Below are 18671 nucleotides of genomic sequence, written 5' to 3'. Positions count from 1 at the left end.
TATAGAAATATGGAAATATGGAAATAAAATGACAGATAATAACGAAAATACAAACTCAACGAATGAAGAAAAACAGATGAGCCAAGAAGAGAGAAAAGCCCAGCGTCATAAGCAGAGACAACAGAGAGTCAAGGAGACTGTCGATGCCAAGATTGCGGCGGCTCAAGAGGAGAAGGGCATACTCTTAGTGCTGACAGGCAATGGTAAAGGCAAGTCTACCTCAGGGTTTGGTACTATTGCGCGCAGTGTCGGTCATGGCAAGAAATCTGCGGTGGTGCAGTTTATCAAGGGCAACTGGGAATGCGGTGAGCGCAGCTTACTCGAAGGAGCCGGGGTCGAGTTTCATGTAATGGGGACTGGCTTTACCTGGGAAACCCAAGATAGAGACAAAGATACTCAAGCCGCAGAAAGTGCCTGGGAAGCTGCCGAGGCTTTATTGAAAGATGAGAGCATAGATTGTCTTATGTTAGATGAGCTGACTTATATGGTGAGCTACCACTACTTAGATGTTGAGCGAGTCATTACGGCGCTGAAGAACAGACCTAAGATGCAGCACGTGATCGTAACGGGTAGAGCATGTCATAGAGCGATTATCGAGCTGGCAGATACAGTGAGCGAAGTGCAGCCGATTAAGCATGCGTTTGATAATGGAGTAAAAGCTCAACCCGGCTTCGACTACTAAAAATGGCTATTGTCGCTGAAAGCATAAGCTGACATAAAATAAGCACACCTTGACATAAACACTCCCTATGCGGTTGATAAATATCATTATTTATTGCATTCGGAAGGCTAGGTTTGTTCTACGCAAACCTTTTGTTAAACACTGTTATATCAGTAGTTTGAATCATATAATGACAAAGCAATTTGTCATTATATGGTTATATTTTATGTCAATCTATGGTTGTATTTTTCAGTTAAGTCATTGAAGGTTTGAATCGGCCTATGTCGATTTATGCTTACAGCTACAGCTACAGCTACAGCTATGCTAGCTTCTGTGGCGTTATTGTTTTCATTTTTGCAATCCACCACGTAGAGCCTTCGGCGGCTTTTGGGTAGGGGGCCGTCATCTGCTCTAATAAAGAGTCTTCAACGTTTCTAATAAAGAGTTTTCAACGTCTCTAATAAAGAGACCTCAAGGTCTCTAAGCGAATAGTCAAATGCTCAGGGGCTAGTACTTTAGTTGACTGTTTAAGAGGTTCTCTGTGAAAGTACTGGTTCGGATTCTTAGAGAGAATCTTGGTGAATACTTAGATAAATCTAGGTCGATTTGGGGATGATTTTTAGAATGAAACGAGATAAGCACTTGGATATTAAGATAAGTTTGGTACAGATGGAGAGACTTGAACTCTCACGCCCTTACGGGCACTAGCACCTGAAGCTAGCGTGTCTACCAATTCCACCACATCTGCATTGCTACGAGTTGAAAATACCTGATTAATACATCTATTTTTCAACTGCTTGCAAGTCTGATAGTACTGCTCTATGTTATTGCTGTCAATCAATCTCAGCTTAATAGATGTTGGTCTGTTATTGAATGATTTTGCTATGTGTATTTTTATAAGAGAAGGTAATGAAAGCTATCAAAAGAATCGTCTTGTTATTGGCTGTGTGTCTGCCAGTGTTTTCAATTATGGCCGCGCCCGCTAAACGTGTCATTGCGTTATCGCCACACTCGGTCGAGATGCTGTATGCCATAGGCGCGGGAGACTCAATACTCGCGACCACAGATCATGCCGACTTTCCAAAATCGGCTCTAGATATTCCGAGAATCGGCGGCTACCATGGCATTCAGATAGAGCGGGTGCTTGAGCTGGAACCTGACTTAGTCGTGGTCTGGGGAAGTGGTAATAAGGCCGAGGATCTACAGCGATTAAAGGATCTGGGGCTTAATGTGTATAACAGCGATCCTAAGACGCTGGAAGCCGTTGCCGATGAGCTGAAGGAATTGGGAGAGCTAACAGGTCATCAAGCCGAGGCAAACAAGGTTGCAGATGATTACCTTACTGGGCTCGAGGCTCTGCGCAAAGATAATCTGGCCAAGTCTGAGGTAAAAGTCTTCTATCAACTCTGGTCAACTCCCTTGATGACTGTGGCTAAAAATAGCTGGATCCAGCAGATTATCGGCGTCTGTCATGGCGACAATGTCTATCTGGATGCGGCCAGTGATTATCCTCAGGTGAGCCTGGAGAGCGTATTGCTGAAAATGCCAGAAGTTATTCTGCAGAGTCAGGATGAAGGCAATGTCTTAGGTGTCGACTGGAGTGAGTGGCAGGAGATCCCAGCAGTTAAGAACCAGCATATATATCAGCTCAATGCAGATCTGTTACACAGAGCCGCACCGCGTGCACTCCAAGGCGTGCAAGCGCTGTGTGATGCGTTAGATAAAGCGAGATAGTAACTGAAAGTTGTAAGTTTTAAGTCGTAAGTAAGAGAATCTTTTAGATTAGTTTTGAACTCGAGACTCGAGTCTGCTTTGAACTTATAGCTTACAATTTTCTTTGCTTTAACCTTGGACTTAAAACTTAAAACTAAAAGGACTTTGTTCCCTATGACTACTTTACTTATTTGTATGTTTATTGCCATGTTGTTGCCTTATTTGGCTAAAGGGCCGGTGGCCTGGGCTATGGCTAAAGCGGGTGGCTATGATAACGCACACCCTAGAGCACAACAGGCTAAGCTAACTGGTTTCGGTGCTCGCGCAGTGGCGGGGCATCAAAATGCCTTCGAGTCTCTATTGATTTTTGGAGCAGCGGTAATGACTGTGATAGCCACGGATAATGTTAACGACACCGTTGTAACTTTGGCCATAGTGCATGTGATAGCCCGTGTTGCCTATCAGCTACTGTATCTGCTCGATAAAGGGACGTTACGTTCTCTGGCTTGGTTTGTGGCTGTGGTTTGCTCATTCGGTATATTTTTTCAGGCATTTTAATCACTCTTGGTAAAGCTGAGTGAGTCTAATGGCATTGTCAGTGGGCTCTTAAATAGAGAGAAAAGCGATCTTAATGATCGCTTTTATTTGGGTTGTACTAGGCTAATTACGCCAGCACAACATCAGGATCTATCTATCTTGTCGACTTAAATATTTATATGTAAGTGAAACTAATTTAAATGGTTTCACGAAGTGTAAATTTAGGTCCTAGCATGCGGATGAGTACATTATTTTTCTCTACTAAGTGATGCTTAAGCGCCGCAGCGATATGAACTAGCACAAATAAAGCTAAACAGATGCAGCTGTATCGGTGAACCATAAAAAATAAATGGTTTATTTCAGGTGTTTTCACAGGATTTTGTAATTCAAGTAACCAAAATATTTTAAAGCTACTTTCTAGCATTAGAAAACCTGATAAATAAACGATAAGCATGTTTAAATATAAAATTGAATGAACAAGTTTGGCTATTTTTTGTTGTAGTAATGGAAGATCACAGTTTGAAGTTGGCTCATATCTGAAGTGTGACCATATCCAGCGAAATATAAATATTATTGCGACTACCCTGGCTAGGGATACGTTGATATCTCCAATGAAGTGATACACGTTAGGATAGGCATCTTCGAGTAAGAACATGGTATATCCAGCAATCGTATTATAAATAATGGTAAGCGCAACTACCCAGTGAAAAAATCGAGTTAATAAATCAAAATGAGTCTGTTTGTTTTTTAATGATGAATGTGTCATCGCTATTTCCTTAAATTAGATAAGAGTACGAAATAGATGTGAACGTCTCCGATTTATAACTGAAGGCTATGCCGCCCTCAGCACTATCTTCGAAGTTTTGAATTGTGCATTCGTTTTATATCGATTGGTATTAGTCTAGATATTTGTTCATTAGGCATGAAAAAAGCGATCTTAATGATCGCTTTTTATGGGCATTTCACATCTTAAATTTAAAGCTAGTTCGTTTGATCCCAAGCATCGGTAGAGTTACTACCTACGCCAGGTTCATACTGTGAAGCGTTCTCATTCCAGATGTTACACCAGCCGCTATATGGAAAGCCTTTACATTGATAGATCTGATTATTTTTGGGTTGAAACACTTTAGTGCCTTCAACATAAGAGCCTAATCCTTCAGGGAAGCTATAGTCATATTCCCCAGAGCTTGGCTCTTTAAACATGATGTCTAAGTTTTCACGCACATATTCACCACCATTTTTAGGGCTGGCGATGATCTTAAGGATATGATGGCCGACCTCAGCGTTTGCTATCGGCATAGCGAAACTGTGGCTGGCATTATCTTCGATGATCTCATGGACATAGGCCAGTGGTGTACCAGCATGGTTGGTTAAGGTTGCGTTTACGACCATGGTATCGCCGAAGACGGCTGCATCGAAGTTTATATTTACAGCTTTGTCTATAATGTCATAGCTGCTTTCTACACCTGTGATATTCACCTCAAGGTCGGGAACCAATTGATCTATCTGGATCTGCACACTAGTCAAATTACTGCTCTTTTTGACGTAGACCTGATTTGTGCCATATACAGGGATAAACTGACCATTGGCATTGACCTGACCTGCTTGAATATCTGTGTGTTCGGCGTTTATCTTGTTGGCAAGGGCATATGACCAAACATTGGTCTGACTTTGGGAGTCATTGGTGATCTCTATTCGAGTTTGCAGATCGTCACGCTCTCCCTGCTCATCGAATACTCGAGTCATCACGGCATCACCAACTTTTAGATCTCTTGAAGGATATATGGTGCCGGCTTGAGACCAGTCAGCTGGTGTTGCATCATCGAAAGTGACGTCCACTACGTTATAGAAGGCATTGGCTGTATCGGCCACACTCCAGATCCCTAATATGATCTGATAGCCGCTACGCTCAGGAACGGTACATTCATGACTCATGTCGTCTTGAGTCAATTGACCATCACCTGCAATGCTGCAAAAAGGTGTCAGGTCGAAACTGTCTCTGGTTAATGGCTTAGAGGGGTCCCAACTTTGCTTGGTCATGTAATACTCGAACCCCTGATTTTTATGCTTAGCCTTATAATGCCAAGTCATGGTCATAGGGCCTGCTTCCATTTTATTTTTGGTCCAGCGAAGTGGTGTCTGTTCATCTAGTTCGCTGAAGTTCCCCTGTGCTGCACTGGCTATCTTGCCATCGACAGGACCTAATTGAGGGAAGCCTTTGGGTGCCTCAAGGCTCTGGGGTTCATATTGAACTGGACCACAGTCGCTATTCTTACCCAGTTGACACATGTACCCGCGCGCTTCGGCACCCGGAGTTGAAATATAGGCATGAGCCATAACGCCTGTGCTGGCAAGCAGGGAACTTACGGTAACGAGTCGAATGAGATTTTGATTTACTGTCATAAATTCTTCCATTTAAATGATAGATTTGTGAACAGTCAGTTTGGCCTGAAGCGATGACTTCAGTGAGTTGCAACCCCGCTATCTTGGACATTAGTTAACTGACTAATATCTTTAGATCGGAAGCTTTGCGTCCTAGTTTTTCAACTAGTTTGCCAAGTGACTAATATTTGCATTCTTATATCGCAGGGCTTGTGTTTCTTTACCGTACGATTGATTGCAAGCGGGAAACTACAGTTTAAATTTAAATAATTAAAGCTATTTTGTTACTCTCGTTACAATATGTTTCATCTGAATAAATACTCTAAATTAGCGCTTGTTACATTAGTTGGTTTTTGTTGTTTTTTATTCAGTTTGAGAATGTTATTTATCTTGATTGTTTAAGGCGATATAAGTGGTTTTATTATTTTTAAGATAATTATAAGCATCATTAATCGATTTTTTCGTTGATATTTCGGCACTAGTTATTTTTTTGACTTGTGATAGTTTATTCAAGGTTTTCGCTTTTTTACTTGTATAGCTATGTCCGGTTTTATAGTAAGAGCTAAAGTATGCTTAATTAGAGTTCATCGAATTAATCGTTGTTTCTTCAAGAGGGTTTTTATTAATAACAGTATCCATAAGCACTATCTTATTCATGGCTCACTAGTTTAACTATAAAAGCAGCGTTAGTGAGCATGATGAAGTCTATAGATGGTACTTAGGCTCAGACAGAAGCGATTAGTGATGATTGGCTGCGCGCACAGCATCTATTTTGCAGGTGATGGCCCACACATTCTCATATCCTAGTCTCACTAACTGCTCTGCTGCCAGGCATGCTCTGACTCCTGATGCACAATGAACGAAGATGGCCTGTTTCTCGTCAGGATAGAGGTTGAGCATTTTCATCTCTAGTACGCCACGGGGAATAGGAATAGCCCCTTTTACCTCTTGTTGGGCACTCTCGGATGTTTCACGCACATCGATTAATATGCCATTGAGCTCACTGCACTTCATGGAGGCTTCCTGTGCATTAATACCATTGACAGTGCTTTGGGCTTCAGCGATAAGTTCGGCGATTGTTTTTAGCATCTTGGCTTTCCTTCTATGAGTTTAGGGCGTTTGGGTTAGCTGAGTCTGTTTTTCATCACTGCATAATAGAGTACAGGGATCACCACCAGAGTTAATAGGGTGGATATCATGATGCCGAATATCAAACTGATGGCTAGGCCATTAAATATCGGGTCATCGATAATAAACACTGCCGTACTTAGGCTGAATTGATGAGAGCTGGTGGACATATCGAGTACCCAAAACTGATGGATAAAAGTTCATGAGAAAATTCTAATGGACTATTTACGGGCTTGCAATCAGTTTATTAGATAAATGTGATGGACTGTTCGGTGTGCTTGGTAATGAATAGCCAGAAGCCCTTCACTGAGCTAGTTAACGGACAAGGTGTTTATGTGTCCGATAACAAGCCGGACACAAGTAATGACCATTTAAGTAAATGATCGGACACATTTTTGCTCAAATGAGCAAATGAACGGACACTTATTCCATGTGTCCGCGGACACTTTTTGTGTCCGACTTTTAATTTCAATCATAAATCATTGAATGGTAGTGGATATTTTCTTTTGGCACACTCCTTGTATATATCATCGCAAGATTGATTAATTGAAAGATAGTGATACAGCACTCACTAAGCGGACAGGGATAAGATGATGATTCAGGATACCAGCGGACAGGACACTGTGGTTCAGCCAAATATGAGCAAGAAATTAAAGTGGCCTTTAGTGGCCGGGGCGGCAGTGCTTTTAGTTTCCGGTCTGGTTTGGTCAAGTGTCGGCGGCAGTCAGATCAGTGAGTCGATTAAGCGCAGTGAGCTTAGATTTGCCACCTTAGAGCAAGGCACTCTGACCAGAGACATAGCCACTACTGGTAAAATTGTCGCGGCTAACGCCCCCATCCTATACAGCACAGACCAAGGCACTGTGACACTACTGGCTAAGCCTGGCGACCGCGTCGAATTAGGTGATGTGGTGGCCACAATCGAGAGTCACAAGTTGACCAACAGCCTTAAGCAGCAAGAAGCTTTGTTAGAAGGCATGCTGAGCGCATTGGAACGAGCACGCCTCGATGCCCGTCGTGAGCAACTTAAGGCACAGCAAACTTTAGATATGGCCAAGGTCGACCTTGAGGCTGCAGACAGGGAAAGCCGCCGCGGTGATGAGCTTATCGAAAATAAACTTATCTCTAAAATTGATTTCGAGAAGGGTAAAGATGACTTGCATAAGGCCAAGTTATTGTCCGCCCATGCTAAGCAGGAAGCCGAGCTGATGCGAGACACCTTAACCTTCGAAATAAAGAATAAGGCGTCGGAAGTGAATCGCCAGAAATTAGTGGTCAGTGAGCTGGAACGTCAGGTAGCTGCCTTAAATATCAAGGCGCCAGTGGGCGGCATTATAGGTAATTGGTTAACGGAGCAGAAAGCCCGTATCGGTCAAAGCCAACCCATACTCACAGTGGTTGATTTGAGTGCCTTTGAAGCAGAGCTAGCCGTGCCTGAATCATATGCAGACGAATTAGGTTTGGGCATGCACGTTGAGTTGAGTTTCGGCGAGTTGACTCTGATTGGCGAGCTGTCATCAATCTCACCCGAGGTGAGAAACCGTGAAGTTACGGCTCGTGTCAGGTTTGAGCAAGATGATCGTTTACATCTTCGTCAGAACCAGCGTTTGTCTGCCAGGGTGCTACTGGAAAACAGACCCAATGTCTTGATGGTGAAGCGCGGTGCATTTGTTTCAACCGGTGGTGGCAGAGAAGTCTATGCCATGAATGGTGATATTGCAGAGCAGACTGATATTCAGTTGGGGGCTCGTAGCATGAGCCATATCGAAGTGTTGCAAGGTGGCAAGGCGGGGGATGTCTGGGTGATTTCCAGTATTCAGCCATTCAACAAAGCTGAGCAAGTGTTAGTACGCTAGGGAGAGCAAGATGAACAAATTAATTGAAACTAGTGATTTACAAAGCGCCTTTAGCGCACGGAAAGCCCTTAGTGGGAGTAGAGCCATCAGCTTATTAGCAGCCTTAAACATACAGAGAGTCATCACAGTGTCGGCATTATTGCTTCTGCTGGCTGCTGTTCAGGTATCGACTCAGAGCATCGCCGACTGGTATGTATTCGGCCTTAACGTGTTAGAGATGACGACGCCAGCAACCCCAGTGTTAACTGAAGTTTCTCATGTTGCGACAGACTTAAATTTAGATATGGGCACAGGCATAGTTTCTGGCTTAGGCACAGGTGTAAATACTGGCTTAGTCACTGATTTAGACACAGGGAACTTCTTGACAGACATAGGCATTTTTACGCAGAAGTTAATCATAGGAATTATCGAGTGCGCCTTAGATTAAATCTCAAGGGCTGGCTTTAGCTGGGAAAGCTCACATAACCGGTAGCATCGCGGCTAAAGCCGCTCCTACAATTGAAAGCAGACAATAAAGCAGCGAGTCACGAGTACCAGACTTGGCAGAGAAAGTTTCGACGCTCGAAGCCCGTAGCTTAAAGCTCATAAAGAATTAAACGATAAAACAGGGAATATTAAAATGTTATCGATGAAAAGCATCAGTAAAGTATTTAAAACGGACTTAGTAGAGACTCATGCACTGCGAGATTTTAATCTCGAAGTAAAAGAAGGTGAGTTTGTAGCGGTCACAGGACCATCGGGTTCAGGTAAAACTACTTTCCTTAATATTGCTGGTCTGCTGGAAGGCTTCACCCACGGGGACTACTTCCTCGATGGCGTCAATATCTCCAATTTGAGTGACAACAAGAGTGCAGCTATTCGTAACGAGAAAATAGGCTTTATCTTTCAAGGTTTTAATTTAATCCCTGACCTTAACTTAGCTGAAAATGTTGAGGTGCCTCTGCGTTATCGTGGTTTCAACGCTAAAGAACGTAAGCGCCGTGTGCAACATGCATTAGAGCAAGTGGGTCTGGCGGCACGTATGAAGCACCTGCCATCACAACTGTCCGGTGGTCAGCAGCAACGTGTGGCTATTGCCCGCGCCCTTGCTGGTGAGCCAAGATTCCTGCTTGCCGATGAGCCAACAGGTAACTTAGATAGCATGATGGCACGTCAGGTGATGGAGTTGTTGGAAGATATCAATAAAGCTGGCACGACCATCATCATGGTGACTCATGATCCTGAGCTTGCACGTCGAGCTCAACGTAACATTCAGATTGTCGATGGCCAAGTTTGTGACTTTACCATGTATCAAGGCGGTGCAGGAACTGAAAAGCCGCACCTGGTTACTGGTGGATCTTCCGATTTAGACAAAGATACTGATGAGTCAAAGCAGACTCAACAAGTTGCTAGCTAAGGAGAGCGACCATGTTTTTTTATTATCTCGATTTAGCCTGGCGCAGTATTAAGAAGACGCCTCTGTTGTCATTATTGATGGTACTCGCTATCTCAATAGGTATCAGTATTACCATCACCACCCTTAACGTTTATCAGCTCATGTCTGTTAATCCGGCAGGAGAGCGTTCAGACAAGCTTATTGCTGTCCAGCTCTGGAGTCAGGGTAAGGATGCCTGGAAAGAGTTTAATGCCCAAGTGACCTATCAGGATGCATTTAACTTACGTAAGAGTGATCTGCCTGTACGCCAAACGGCTATGTTCGTCACTGGATTGGCGATACAGACAGAAGATGCTGATTTATCACCTCTATTAGAAACTGTACGGGTGACTGATAGCGATTTTTTCGAGATGTTTTCTGTGCCTTTCCTCTATGGTAGAGCCTGGGATAAGAGTGTCGATACCGAAGCGGCTTATCAGGTGGTGATTAATGAAGAAATGAATAGAAAGTTATTCTCAGGGGAAAACAGTATTGGTAAGACTCTGTTCTTAGACAGTAAGCCTTATCAGGTTGTTGGAGTGATCAAGATCTGGAATCCCAGTCCTCAGTATTACGATGTGACCACAGGGGCATTCACAGATAGCGCACAGCTGTTTGTACCTTTCTCTCTTGCACCTATCGAGGAGTTTCAGAGTTGGGGTAATAATCAAAGTTGGAAGCGGGATTCTATCAATACCTATAGTGATCGCCTTAATTCAGAGATGCACTGGATACAATATTGGGTCGAGTTAACTGATGATAAACAGCGTGATGAATATGCACAGTGGCTGACGCGTTATGTAGAACAGCAGCAGCTATTGGGTCGATTCGATAGCCCTGAGGCCGCGGCTCAGCTTTCAAATGTTGCTCAGTGGCTGGAACTGAATGAAGTGGTTCCCGAAGACAATAAGATATTGGTTGGTCTTAGCGCGCTCTTCTTGTTGGTCTGTCTGGTGAACATGTTGGGACTATTGCTGGCTAAGTTTCTTAAGCGAGCGCCGGAAGTCGGCGTTCGTCGCGCCATAGGAGCAAGCCGCCGTCAAATATTTGCTCAGCACATGGTTGAAGTGGGGTTGATAGGCTTCTGTGGTGGTGTATTGGGCTTAATCTGGGCATGGATGTCATTGTCTATGTTGTCGGCACGCTTCGATCTGGAAAACTCTCTGACTAATCTGGATCCAAGCATGTGGATAATCGCACCAGCTATTGCGATCTGCGCGGCCTTAGTTGCCGGCACTTATCCGGCCTGGCGTATCTGCTCTACGAATCCAAGCGTTCATCTTAAGAGTCAGTAAAAGGCTGCCCGTGAAGTCAGCAAAAGGAATTTTACATGTTACAAATTAAACCTATCATCAATACATTGATGCGCAGTAAGAGCGGCCCGATTTTATTGCTGATACAGATCATTCTTTCTGTTGCGATTGTGGCGAATGCCAGCTTTATCATCAGCGAGCGAATTGCCTTGATGGATCGCGACTCAGGGACAGCGGAAGAGGAGGTATTCGATTTTCGCCTCTATGCCTTCGATTCTGATATCGATATTGAGTCTCAGAGTCAGCGCGATATGCGAGCCATTCGAGACCTACCTGGGGTGATCGATGCAACTACCACAAGTATGGTACCTCTGAGCGGTGGAGGCTGGTCCTCCGGCTATACCATAGGTAACAGTGAGGAAACGGCTAAGGATACCGAGAGTGCCGCCATCTATTATGGCGATGATCATATGGTCAATACTTTAGGTGTGGATCTGATCGAAGGACGTAACTTCTACGAGACGGAAATCGTCACCGGCAGCCCAGATTTGGCGACTCATGCCATAGTGTCTAAGGCATTTGCTAAGGCGACCTGGGGAGATGAGCCTGCTATTGGCAAGATCATGTATGCGGGAGATTTCGGTAGTCAGCCGTTGCAGGTCATAGGCGTGGTGGATAAACTTCAGGGAGCCTGGGTCAATAGCTCATATCTGGATAACAGTGTGATACTGAATGTGAGACTGGTGAACGTGTTCACTAAGGTTCTAGTCCGCGCCGAAGTCGGCACCTTAACTCAGCTCAAACAGGCGATTCCGGCAGTGTTACATAAAGATCAACCAAATCGTGTTATTGAAGGTTTTACCTTAATTAGCGAGCATAGAAAAAGGGTGTACCGTAATCATGAGTTGATGGCGACAGTACTGTCTATGATGGTGGTACTGCTGCTACTTATCACTTCTCTGGGTTTAGCCGGTATGGTGATGTTTAATATCGAGCGACGCACTAAGCAGATAGGCACCAGACGTGCGCTTGGGGCTAGGCGAAGGGACATATTGAGCCTGTTTTTAGTGGAGAACTACATCATCTGTATCGTGGGCGGCATCATAGGTGGGCTGGTGGCTGTGCAGCTAGGCCAGCAATTGATGACCTTCTATAGTTTACCTAAACTTGAGCTTATCTACCCGATAATGACGGTCGTCGGCTTGATGGTACTCACTACCGTAGCGGTTATCTTACCGGCGAGAAAAGCAGCCAGCATATCGCCTGCTACAGCAACCCGGAGCGTATAGTCTGTAACTTGATCTGTATTACCGGCGAGAAAAGCGGTCATTTGTTCTAGCGTCGATTTAGCAAGATCTTAAGCATCAGCCTCTCTGTTCGGGGAGTGCTGAAATAGGTGGAAGAGGATTTGCCTTTAATTCTCTTTCGCTTTCAGTTAGTTTTAACCCTAACTTGTTGAGCTAAAATGCTTGTCGAAAACGATTTTAAACTACTAAAAGAAGAACGATAAAAGAAGTATGGATACGATTCTCATCGTCGATGATAACCAGGCCGTGTGTGATGCATTGGCACTGATGTTGGAACTTCACGGGTATCAGACCCACACCTGTTTATCCCCTGAAGTGGCTCTGAAATTGGTTAAAATCCATGATATTGCCTTAGTGATCCAGGATATGAACTTTACTCAGGACACCACCTCGGGTGAAGAAGGGAAATCACTTTTCTATGATCTGCGTCTATTGCAGCCTCAACTCCCTATCGTGTTGATCACCGCCTGGACTCAGCTGGATATTGCCGTCGAGCTGGTCAAAGAGGGCGCCGCGGATTATATGGGTAAACCTTGGGACGATGCCAAGCTACTTAACAGTGTGACTAACCTTATTTCGCTACATACCCTATCTCGGGAAAACTCCCAGTTACAGCGTGTCGATAGCCAACGTATGGTGGCTATCAAAGATGCAGATTTGTGTGGAATAGTGTTCGCTAGTGGTTCGATGCAGCGTAGTGTCGACCTTGCGTTGCAGATAGCACGTTCAGATGTGTCTGTGCTGATCACTGGCCCCAATGGCGCGGGTAAAGATAAGCTTGCCGATATTATTCATGCTAACTCTCCTCTGAAGAACAAACCTTTTATCAAGGTGAATATTGGCGCCTTGCCTATGGATTTGCTGGAGGCCGAGCTGTTCGGCGCAGAAGCCGGTGCTTTTACAGGCGCTAACAAGACGCGCATAGGCCGCTTCGAGGCGGCCGATGGCGGTACACTTTTCCTAGACGAGATAGGTAACTTGTCCTTATCGGGTCAGATTAAACTGCTGCGAGTGCTACAAACCGGTGAATTTGAACGCTTGGGCAGTCATCAGACCCGTAAAGTCAATGTACGCGTGCTCAGCGCCACCAATGCCGAGCTTGCTCTCGACATTCAGGAGGGACGTTTCCGTGAGGATCTCTTCTATCGTCTCAATGTTATCGAGCTGGAGCTTTCTCCTCTCAATCAACGCCAAGATGATATTTTGCCTCTGGTGAGTCACTTTATTGGATCGGACTTCTCTCTTAATAAACAGACTCAGAAAGCCTTGCTGGCCCATGGGTGGCCCGGCAATGTCAGGGAGCTGGAAAATGCCTGTAAGCGTGCCGTGATACTGGCACCGTCCAAGATTCTGAGCGCATTGGATTTCGGTCTGAGTGCGGAGCTTTTACCATCTGAACCTACAGAGCTAAAATCTGCGTTAGTTTCCGTATGTGAGCCTGAATTAGAGTCAGGCTCTAAGTCTAAGTCTAAGTTTAAGCCTGAGTCAGAGCTAAAACCTAAACCAGAGCCTGAAACTGGCCCGTTAGCCGACACATCAGAATTGCCAGACTCGGCTAATGTTACTGCCAATTCAGGTGCTAGCATAAGCGTTATCGACAAGGCGAGCATACAAGCCGAGTTAGACAGGCATAAAGGCGTCATAGCTCGTGTGGCAAAGTCTCTTGGACTCAGCAGACAGGCCTTGTATCGCCGCATGGAAAAGTTTGGTATCAATAAGTAGCTAGGACTCTAACATCTCGGTATTTTGGATGACGGATATTGTCTAAGTTGATTAAACATGGATTTTAATATGTGCAGTTATGATGGATAAATTTGGGATAACGCTGAGATCTAAGCTGATTCTGGCTTCAGTTTTAGCCTGTTTTTTGGGTTTGGTTTCGGCTGGTTTGTTGTTTAGCTGGTTGGGTCAGGACTACCTGATGCCGATCGCCCTGTTATCACTGGTGCTAGTGTGGGCGATGAGCCATCACATGACCCGTAGTCTGGCGGACTGCTTGATGGCATTGGAGGTGGGCCTGCTCAATTTTAAGGATAATGATTTCAGTATCAGTATTCCGGTTAAAGGTGATGAGCAGCTACGTGTCCTAGCTCGATTGTTCAATGAATCGGCACATACCCTGAGACGGGAGCGGCAATTTATCTACCAGCGCGAGTTGTTACTTGATAAAGTGATCCAAAGTTCCCCCAACGTGATGATACTGCTCGATGATGAGCAGAGAGTCATTTACGCTAATGGTGCCGCCAGGCACCTGTTTAATCAAGGTGTTCGTATCGAAGGCCTAAATCTGAATGAGTTGCTGGAAGGCAGTTCCCCCGAACTTATCACGGCGCTAAATAATCCCAAAGATGGCCTGTTTACCCTAGCGGCCAAGGAGCAATTTGGCATAGATAGCCAAGGTGATACGAGAGATGAGTCCATGAATGAAGATGAGACCTGGCATCTGTCCCGTGGACGCTTCAAACTTAATGGACAGTTTCATCATCTGCTCTTGCTGAAACAGATGACCCATGAGCTCAATCGACAAGAGGTTGCGGTGTGGAAGAAGGTGATCCGCATCATAAGTCATGAGCTCAACAACTCGGTGGCCCCAATAGCTTCCATGGTTAACTCGGGGCGCATGATCACCAAAGAGCTTAATGATCCCAAGCTTAAGATGATCTTCGACACCATAGATGATCGCACTCAACATTTGAGCCAATTTATCTTTAATTACGCCAGATTCGCCAAACTGCCTCTGCCTAACAAGTCTATGGTTAACTGGCTGAAGATGACCGAGCACTTAAGTCATCATTATAAGTTCACTCTAGATGGTGATTTACCAGGGAGTGATGGTTACTTTGACCTTATTCAAATGGAACAAGTGCTACTGAACCTGTTAAAAAATGCTCATGAGTCGGGATCTGCAGTCGATAAGATCACCATGAGTATCTCACAGGACAATCCTAGCCATGGTGTCGATGACACTAGTGGAAATAAGGGGGTCTTTATCAGCATCTGTGATGCAGGCAGCGGCATGTCAGCCGAGGTGCTCAAGCAGGCATTATTGCCTTTTTACTCCACCAAACAATCGGGTACCGGATTGGGCTTGCCTCTGTGCCGGGAAATCTTAGAGGCTCACGATGGTCGTATCAGTCTGCATAACCGGGAAGAAGCGGGACTCTGTGTGAAGCTGTGGTTACCGCAATAAGTTAGCTGCTTCGAATGAAGCTGGTGACATTTTCTAGTTTAGCTTCTGGCTGAATTGGTATTGGGAGGTGTGTTTGAGTATTTGGGTTCAATTGTAATCTATCGCTTGTAGCGGGCTTTTATGCAGAAACTTCAGCGAAACGCCGCAAGCACATCCATGTGGACTCTGCCAAAACATCCCTGTTTTGGAAGCTCGCAGCCGTATCTACACTTGGGGATTTACAAGAAAGTTTGACCTTATTCGCTCCGGCGCCTTTGTTGGTGAGTATTTGGAAGTGTGTTTGTAGGTTTTGTTTAATTATAATCTATTGCTTCCAGCGGTGAATGTGCACCCTTTATTTTGAGAAGGTTCTGCGGGACGGTGAGTGAAACATAGCTTCAAGCTAACTACGAGAAGCAGGATGGTATATAGAAGGAATTTATGCGTACTATTCAGTTTTTAGGATTTACCTTTACACTTGCAGGATTGATATTGGGTTATTTACTGTTAGCACCTGTAGATTCAGAAACAACAGAATCAGCAACTAGCGGTGTTGGCTTTGGATTAATGTTGATAGTTGTTCCGTTACTAGGCTGTTCTGCATTACTCTTGATACCATCTTCAATTGCTTTGATTAGTACGCGAGTTCGAAGTGCTAGTTACTTTTATGGTAAGTTTTGGTTTGGATTATGGGGGGCTAACTCTCTTATTTCATTGTCTTATATTTTAGCGATGGGCTATCTGACCTATGTGTATGCTATGGCAGTAGAGAATACCTAATAAGTTGATAAATTAAAATTTTCCAAGCTCGCCTCGACTCGCTTTTCTTGTTCTACACTAGGAGTTTCCTTCCTAGGTACTTTCCTTTTTTGTAGGCTTTGGACAGAAGTCTGCATGTCACCAAGCACTTAATATTATCCCGTTATTAGGCTCATATATCCTCAATAATGTGGGTTATAATTGAGGTGTTAACACCATTGAATGCGACTATATTATTCTCTGTTAGCCCTAACTCCTGCATTAACTGCATACGCTCCTCAATATTGCTCTTAGCCTGATTTATTTTTAGTTGAGCCTCTCTTTTAGACTTAGCTTTTTTGTTAAAAGTGGAGCATAGGGGCTCGGTAGTTATTATCGTCATAATAAGGTTGTCCTTGGCTAGTGATGTGGAGACTTTACGCCAAAAGAAAGGACGAAATGTAACATTTTTGTTTCTTACCTAGCTTCTTAATTTTCTCAATAGATAAGGGGTCGCACTACTTTTTGAAGAAAACCACTTTGTAAAAGAAGCCTATAGATGTATCTACACAAGTTGAATTACAAGAAAGGTCTTTCTCCGATTGGATCTTAGTGATAATTAACACTGTATTTGTAAGCCTAGTTGGACACACTTTTTTAATTACTCATCACTTCTTACTTAAATATATCTTGTGGAAACACTTTTATGTATACAAGCTGTGACTATCCAAGTGAAGAACAAACAAAAAAGATGCTAATTCTATCATGTTAGAGTTTCTTGGAGTTGGCTGTCTTTAACTCGCATTATAAATCTTAGGGAAAAGATCATTGAAAAAATATATATCGGTAATTGCTTTGTTATTGTTGCTGTCAGGCTGTGCAGATCCATTACCGGAAGACAAGCTTAGCTATGTTGGAGAGTGGCAAAGTAAGGAAATGGGATTGCTGATTCTTGCGGATGGAACTGTTGCCTATAAGCGCTTAAAAGGCGGGGCAACAACATCTGTTAATGGCCCGCTAAAAGAGTTTGTTGGTGATGATTTCGTAGTGGGTTTCCTTTTCATGGCAACAACTTTCGTGGTTTCAGAATCGCCTCATGAAGTCGATGGTGTTTGGCTGATGACAGTTGATGGCGTAAAGCTCATAAGGGTCAGCGATTAGAGTTATCTATAATCAGATAAAGGGAGACCAGTTTAAGGAGAGCATCATATGAAATGGTGAAACTGGATGAACTAGAGAAAAAGGTTGAAGATGAAATAGAGAGGTACACCACAAGAAATAGAAGGTTACATATTAAATTCTCATTATGGGGATTTTTCGATTAATGGTATGTTTAGGAATTAGCCAAGGAATGTTTGGTAAATTCTTGGTGCTTGTTGGTGGTTTTAACCTGATATTAGGTATGATCTATTTTTATCATTTGGTTGTTTATAGTGTAGGAGAACGAAAACACATTAATCAGCTAGTTAATAATCTGGTTTAATCATTTGCTTTTTATTAGTTTTATTTTAACACTAGTTTTCTATTAGAAGAAGTGATCTTAACATGAGGTAGGGCTATGAAAAGAATAAATGAAGGACAAACGAGGCTTGAAAATGAGTACGACACTTACAACAAGGCTGCAATTACGGATTTACCAGAATTAGAGATTGGGTCTCAAGATAGTCTGGCTTCGCTACTCGATACAGTGACAAAAAGAGAATCTTTAGATCAAGGAAGAAAGCTTGAACCATCTGCGACCAAGCTTAAATCGGCTATTGCTGACGTCCTTTTGTTATTGGATGGATTTGATTTACAAAAAGTTAAGTCTGAAGGTATGAAAGCGAAGGAATAGGTCAATCCCAATTAAGTATATGGTGTAGCAGGATAGCTCAGACTGAAGTCTTATGAGAGCAATCGAAGCATGTTGGCTACTTCACCATCGCATTCCAAAACAGCAGGAAGCTGGCTTCTTGGTGTTGTGGGTCTTGCCATTTGTCGGGGTTATCCAGAAAGAAACGGGTGGCGGCTAGAAATTGGCCGTGACTGTTATCTTGCATCAGGGAAATGGGGTAATTGGCCAGCACGCCTAGTGCCTGGCCTTTCTGCATCAGGGCACCCATAAAACCGAGTATCGAGTTCATGGCTTGTTCTCTGACTTCCGTGGCTATGGATGGGGACATGGAGTATTGCTGGAAAAACTCCTGCTTTAGCGGATGATCCATGGCCCATTGTATGGCACTGGTCCAAAGGTAATTGGCATCCTTTTTTAAGTCGCCACTGTCTTTCACCGATGCAAGAATAGCATCGGCAAATTCTTGCTTAATATTGAGAAATAGATGATTCATCAGCTCATCTTTCGATGGGAAATGATGGAACAGGGTGCCAGTAGCCACCCCAGCTTGCTTGGCTATGGAAGCGGTAGAGGTGGCATAGAAACCTTGGCTAACAAACAGGGTCAGCGCGGTATCTAGTATGGCTTGCTTCTTATCTAATTTACTCATCTACAACTTATTCTCTTAGCGTTTCGAAAC

The 18671-nt window shown here is 43.9% G+C and carries 19 protein-coding genes, 1 tRNA gene and 1 riboswitch; of the genes, 13 read left to right on the top strand and 7 right to left on the bottom strand.

Features of this window, described 5'->3' with window-relative positions; all coding sequences use genetic code 11:
- The first annotated feature begins 28 nt into the window (after nt 1–28).
- On the top strand, nt 29–682 hold the full coding sequence (gene cobO / locus sps_RS23535; RefSeq protein WP_077754741.1) for a cob(I)yrinic acid a,c-diamide adenosyltransferase: 654 nt from the start codon (nt 29–31) through the stop codon (nt 680–682).
- A 640-nt stretch (nt 683–1322) separates the two neighbouring features.
- Here cobO and sps_RS23530 read toward each other — a convergent pair.
- Nucleotides 1323–1409, bottom strand: a tRNA-Leu gene (locus sps_RS23530).
- Between the two features lie 161 nt (nt 1410–1570).
- Here sps_RS23530 and sps_RS23525 point away from each other — a divergent pair.
- The gene (locus sps_RS23525) at nt 1571–2395 is read left to right on the top strand and encodes a cobalamin-binding protein (protein ID WP_077754739.1); all 825 of its coding nucleotides are present in this window, start codon (nt 1571–1573) and stop codon (nt 2393–2395) included.
- 153 nt (nt 2396–2548) lie between these two features.
- Nucleotides 2549–2932 (top strand): MAPEG family protein, encoded by a 384-nt coding sequence (locus tag sps_RS23520; protein ID WP_077754737.1) that lies wholly within the window; start codon nt 2549–2551, stop codon nt 2930–2932.
- A 175-nt stretch (nt 2933–3107) separates the two neighbouring features.
- Here the strand turns inward: sps_RS23520 and sps_RS23515 are convergent, their stop codons facing one another.
- From sps_RS23515 to sps_RS28590, 4 genes are all read right to left on the bottom strand, one after another.
- Nucleotides 3108–3677 (bottom strand): cytochrome b, encoded by a 570-nt coding sequence (locus sps_RS23515; RefSeq protein WP_077754735.1) that lies wholly within the window; start codon nt 3675–3677, stop codon nt 3108–3110.
- Between the two features lie 215 nt (nt 3678–3892).
- On the bottom strand, nt 3893–5314 hold the full coding sequence (gene gbpA, locus sps_RS23510; RefSeq protein ID WP_077754733.1) for an N-acetylglucosamine-binding protein GbpA: 1422 nt from the start codon (nt 5312–5314) through the stop codon (nt 3893–3895).
- Nucleotides 5315–5379: 65 nt separating this feature from the next.
- Nucleotides 5380–5478, bottom strand: a riboswitch (cyclic di-GMP riboswitch).
- Nucleotides 5479–6031: 553 nt separating this feature from the next.
- Entirely contained in the window at nt 6032–6382 is a 351-nt protein-coding gene (locus sps_RS23505) for a rhodanese-like domain-containing protein (protein ID WP_077754731.1), read from the bottom strand.
- A gap of 35 nt (nt 6383–6417) precedes the next feature.
- Entirely contained in the window at nt 6418–6591 is a 174-nt protein-coding gene (locus sps_RS28590) for a hypothetical protein (RefSeq protein ID WP_169915895.1), read from the bottom strand.
- A 423-nt stretch (nt 6592–7014) separates the two neighbouring features.
- Here sps_RS28590 and sps_RS23500 point away from each other — a divergent pair, with 423 nt between their 5' ends.
- The 8 genes from sps_RS23500 (at nt 7015) to sps_RS23465 (ending at nt 16200) form a co-directional block, all read left to right on the top strand.
- Nucleotides 7015–8277, top strand: coding sequence for an efflux RND transporter periplasmic adaptor subunit (locus tag sps_RS23500; protein WP_077754729.1), 1263 nt, complete (start codon nt 7015–7017; stop codon nt 8275–8277).
- Between the two features lie 10 nt (nt 8278–8287).
- Entirely contained in the window at nt 8288–8704 is a 417-nt protein-coding gene (locus sps_RS23495) for a hypothetical protein (protein WP_077754727.1), read from the top strand.
- 192 nt (nt 8705–8896) lie between these two features.
- A complete protein-coding gene (locus tag sps_RS23490) occupies nt 8897–9673 on the top strand; it encodes an ABC transporter ATP-binding protein (protein ID WP_077754725.1) in 777 nt (258 codons plus the stop codon).
- 11 nt (nt 9674–9684) lie between these two features.
- Nucleotides 9685–10986: an ABC transporter permease gene (locus sps_RS23485; protein WP_077754723.1), complete on the top strand. Its 1302-nt coding sequence runs from the start codon at nt 9685–9687 to the stop codon at nt 10984–10986.
- A 35-nt stretch (nt 10987–11021) separates the two neighbouring features.
- Nucleotides 11022–12233 (top strand): FtsX-like permease family protein, encoded by a 1212-nt coding sequence (locus sps_RS23480; protein ID WP_077754721.1) that lies wholly within the window; start codon nt 11022–11024, stop codon nt 12231–12233.
- A gap of 228 nt (nt 12234–12461) precedes the next feature.
- The gene (locus sps_RS23475; RefSeq protein WP_077754719.1) at nt 12462–13973 is read left to right on the top strand and encodes a sigma-54-dependent transcriptional regulator; all 1512 of its coding nucleotides are present in this window, start codon (nt 12462–12464) and stop codon (nt 13971–13973) included.
- Between the two features lie 79 nt (nt 13974–14052).
- A complete protein-coding gene (locus tag sps_RS23470; RefSeq protein WP_077754718.1) occupies nt 14053–15441 on the top strand; it encodes a sensor histidine kinase in 1389 nt (462 codons plus the stop codon).
- Between the two features lie 420 nt (nt 15442–15861).
- Nucleotides 15862–16200: a carbon starvation protein CstA gene (locus tag sps_RS23465; protein ID WP_077754716.1), complete on the top strand. Its 339-nt coding sequence runs from the start codon at nt 15862–15864 to the stop codon at nt 16198–16200.
- Between the two features lie 151 nt (nt 16201–16351).
- On the opposite strand, the gene sps_RS23460 is transcribed toward sps_RS23465, so the two are convergent.
- A complete protein-coding gene (locus sps_RS23460) occupies nt 16352–16561 on the bottom strand; it encodes a hypothetical protein (RefSeq protein ID WP_077754715.1) in 210 nt (69 codons plus the stop codon).
- Nucleotides 16562–16986: 425 nt separating this feature from the next.
- On the opposite strand from sps_RS23460, the gene sps_RS23455 reads away from it, so the two are divergent.
- The gene (locus sps_RS23455; RefSeq protein ID WP_077754713.1) at nt 16987–17319 is read left to right on the top strand and encodes a putative periplasmic lipoprotein; all 333 of its coding nucleotides are present in this window, start codon (nt 16987–16989) and stop codon (nt 17317–17319) included.
- A gap of 397 nt (nt 17320–17716) precedes the next feature.
- Complete coding sequence (locus tag sps_RS23450) at nt 17717–17992, top strand: hypothetical protein (RefSeq protein WP_077754712.1); 276 nt, start codon at nt 17717–17719, stop codon at nt 17990–17992.
- A gap of 76 nt (nt 17993–18068) precedes the next feature.
- Here sps_RS23450 and sps_RS23445 read toward each other — a convergent pair whose 3' ends face one another.
- Entirely contained in the window at nt 18069–18641 is a 573-nt protein-coding gene (locus sps_RS23445; protein WP_077754711.1) for a TetR/AcrR family transcriptional regulator, read from the bottom strand.
- Between the last annotated feature and the right edge of the window lie 30 nt (nt 18642–18671).

Origin of the sequence: Shewanella psychrophila (assembly GCF_002005305.1) — a bacterium.
Classification (GTDB): Bacteria; Pseudomonadota; Gammaproteobacteria; order Enterobacterales; family Shewanellaceae; genus Shewanella; species Shewanella psychrophila.
Note: the sequence above shows the minus strand (reverse complement) of the source record. Positions and strands in the feature narration are given on the sequence as shown.

Bases quoted from the DNA above. Each gene is read 5' to 3' on its own strand.
- sps_RS23515 (WP_077754735.1), bottom strand. From the start codon at position 3,677: ATGACACATTCATCATTAAAAAACAAACAGACTCATTTTGATTTATTA.
- gbpA (WP_077754733.1), bottom strand. From the start codon at position 5,314: ATGACAGTAAATCAAAATCTCATTCGACTCGTTACCGTAAGTTCCCTG.
- sps_RS23470 (WP_077754718.1), top strand. From the start codon at position 14,053: ATGATGGATAAATTTGGGATAACGCTGAGATCTAAGCTGATTCTGGCT.
- sps_RS23525 (WP_077754739.1), top strand. From the start codon at position 1,571: ATGAAAGCTATCAAAAGAATCGTCTTGTTATTGGCTGTGTGTCTGCCA.
- sps_RS23445 (WP_077754711.1), bottom strand. From the start codon at position 18,641: ATGAGTAAATTAGATAAGAAGCAAGCCATACTAGATACCGCGCTGACC.
- sps_RS23485 (WP_077754723.1), top strand. From the start codon at position 9,685: ATGTTTTTTTATTATCTCGATTTAGCCTGGCGCAGTATTAAGAAGACG.
- cobO (WP_077754741.1), top strand. From the start codon at position 29: ATGACAGATAATAACGAAAATACAAACTCAACGAATGAAGAAAAACAG.
- sps_RS28590 (WP_169915895.1), bottom strand. From the start codon at position 6,591: ATGTCCACCAGCTCTCATCAATTCAGCCTAAGTACGGCAGTGTTTATT.
- sps_RS23460 (WP_077754715.1), bottom strand. From the start codon at position 16,561: ATGACGATAATAACTACCGAGCCCCTATGCTCCACTTTTAACAAAAAA.
- sps_RS23505 (WP_077754731.1), bottom strand. From the start codon at position 6,382: ATGCTAAAAACAATCGCCGAACTTATCGCTGAAGCCCAAAGCACTGTC.
- sps_RS23500 (WP_077754729.1), top strand. From the start codon at position 7,015: ATGATTCAGGATACCAGCGGACAGGACACTGTGGTTCAGCCAAATATG.
- sps_RS23475 (WP_077754719.1), top strand. From the start codon at position 12,462: ATGGATACGATTCTCATCGTCGATGATAACCAGGCCGTGTGTGATGCA.
- sps_RS23520 (WP_077754737.1), top strand. From the start codon at position 2,549: ATGACTACTTTACTTATTTGTATGTTTATTGCCATGTTGTTGCCTTAT.
- sps_RS23450 (WP_077754712.1), top strand. From the start codon at position 17,717: ATGAAAAGAATAAATGAAGGACAAACGAGGCTTGAAAATGAGTACGAC.
- sps_RS23490 (WP_077754725.1), top strand. From the start codon at position 8,897: ATGTTATCGATGAAAAGCATCAGTAAAGTATTTAAAACGGACTTAGTA.
- sps_RS23480 (WP_077754721.1), top strand. From the start codon at position 11,022: ATGTTACAAATTAAACCTATCATCAATACATTGATGCGCAGTAAGAGC.
- sps_RS23465 (WP_077754716.1), top strand. From the start codon at position 15,862: ATGCGTACTATTCAGTTTTTAGGATTTACCTTTACACTTGCAGGATTG.
- sps_RS23495 (WP_077754727.1), top strand. From the start codon at position 8,288: ATGAACAAATTAATTGAAACTAGTGATTTACAAAGCGCCTTTAGCGCA.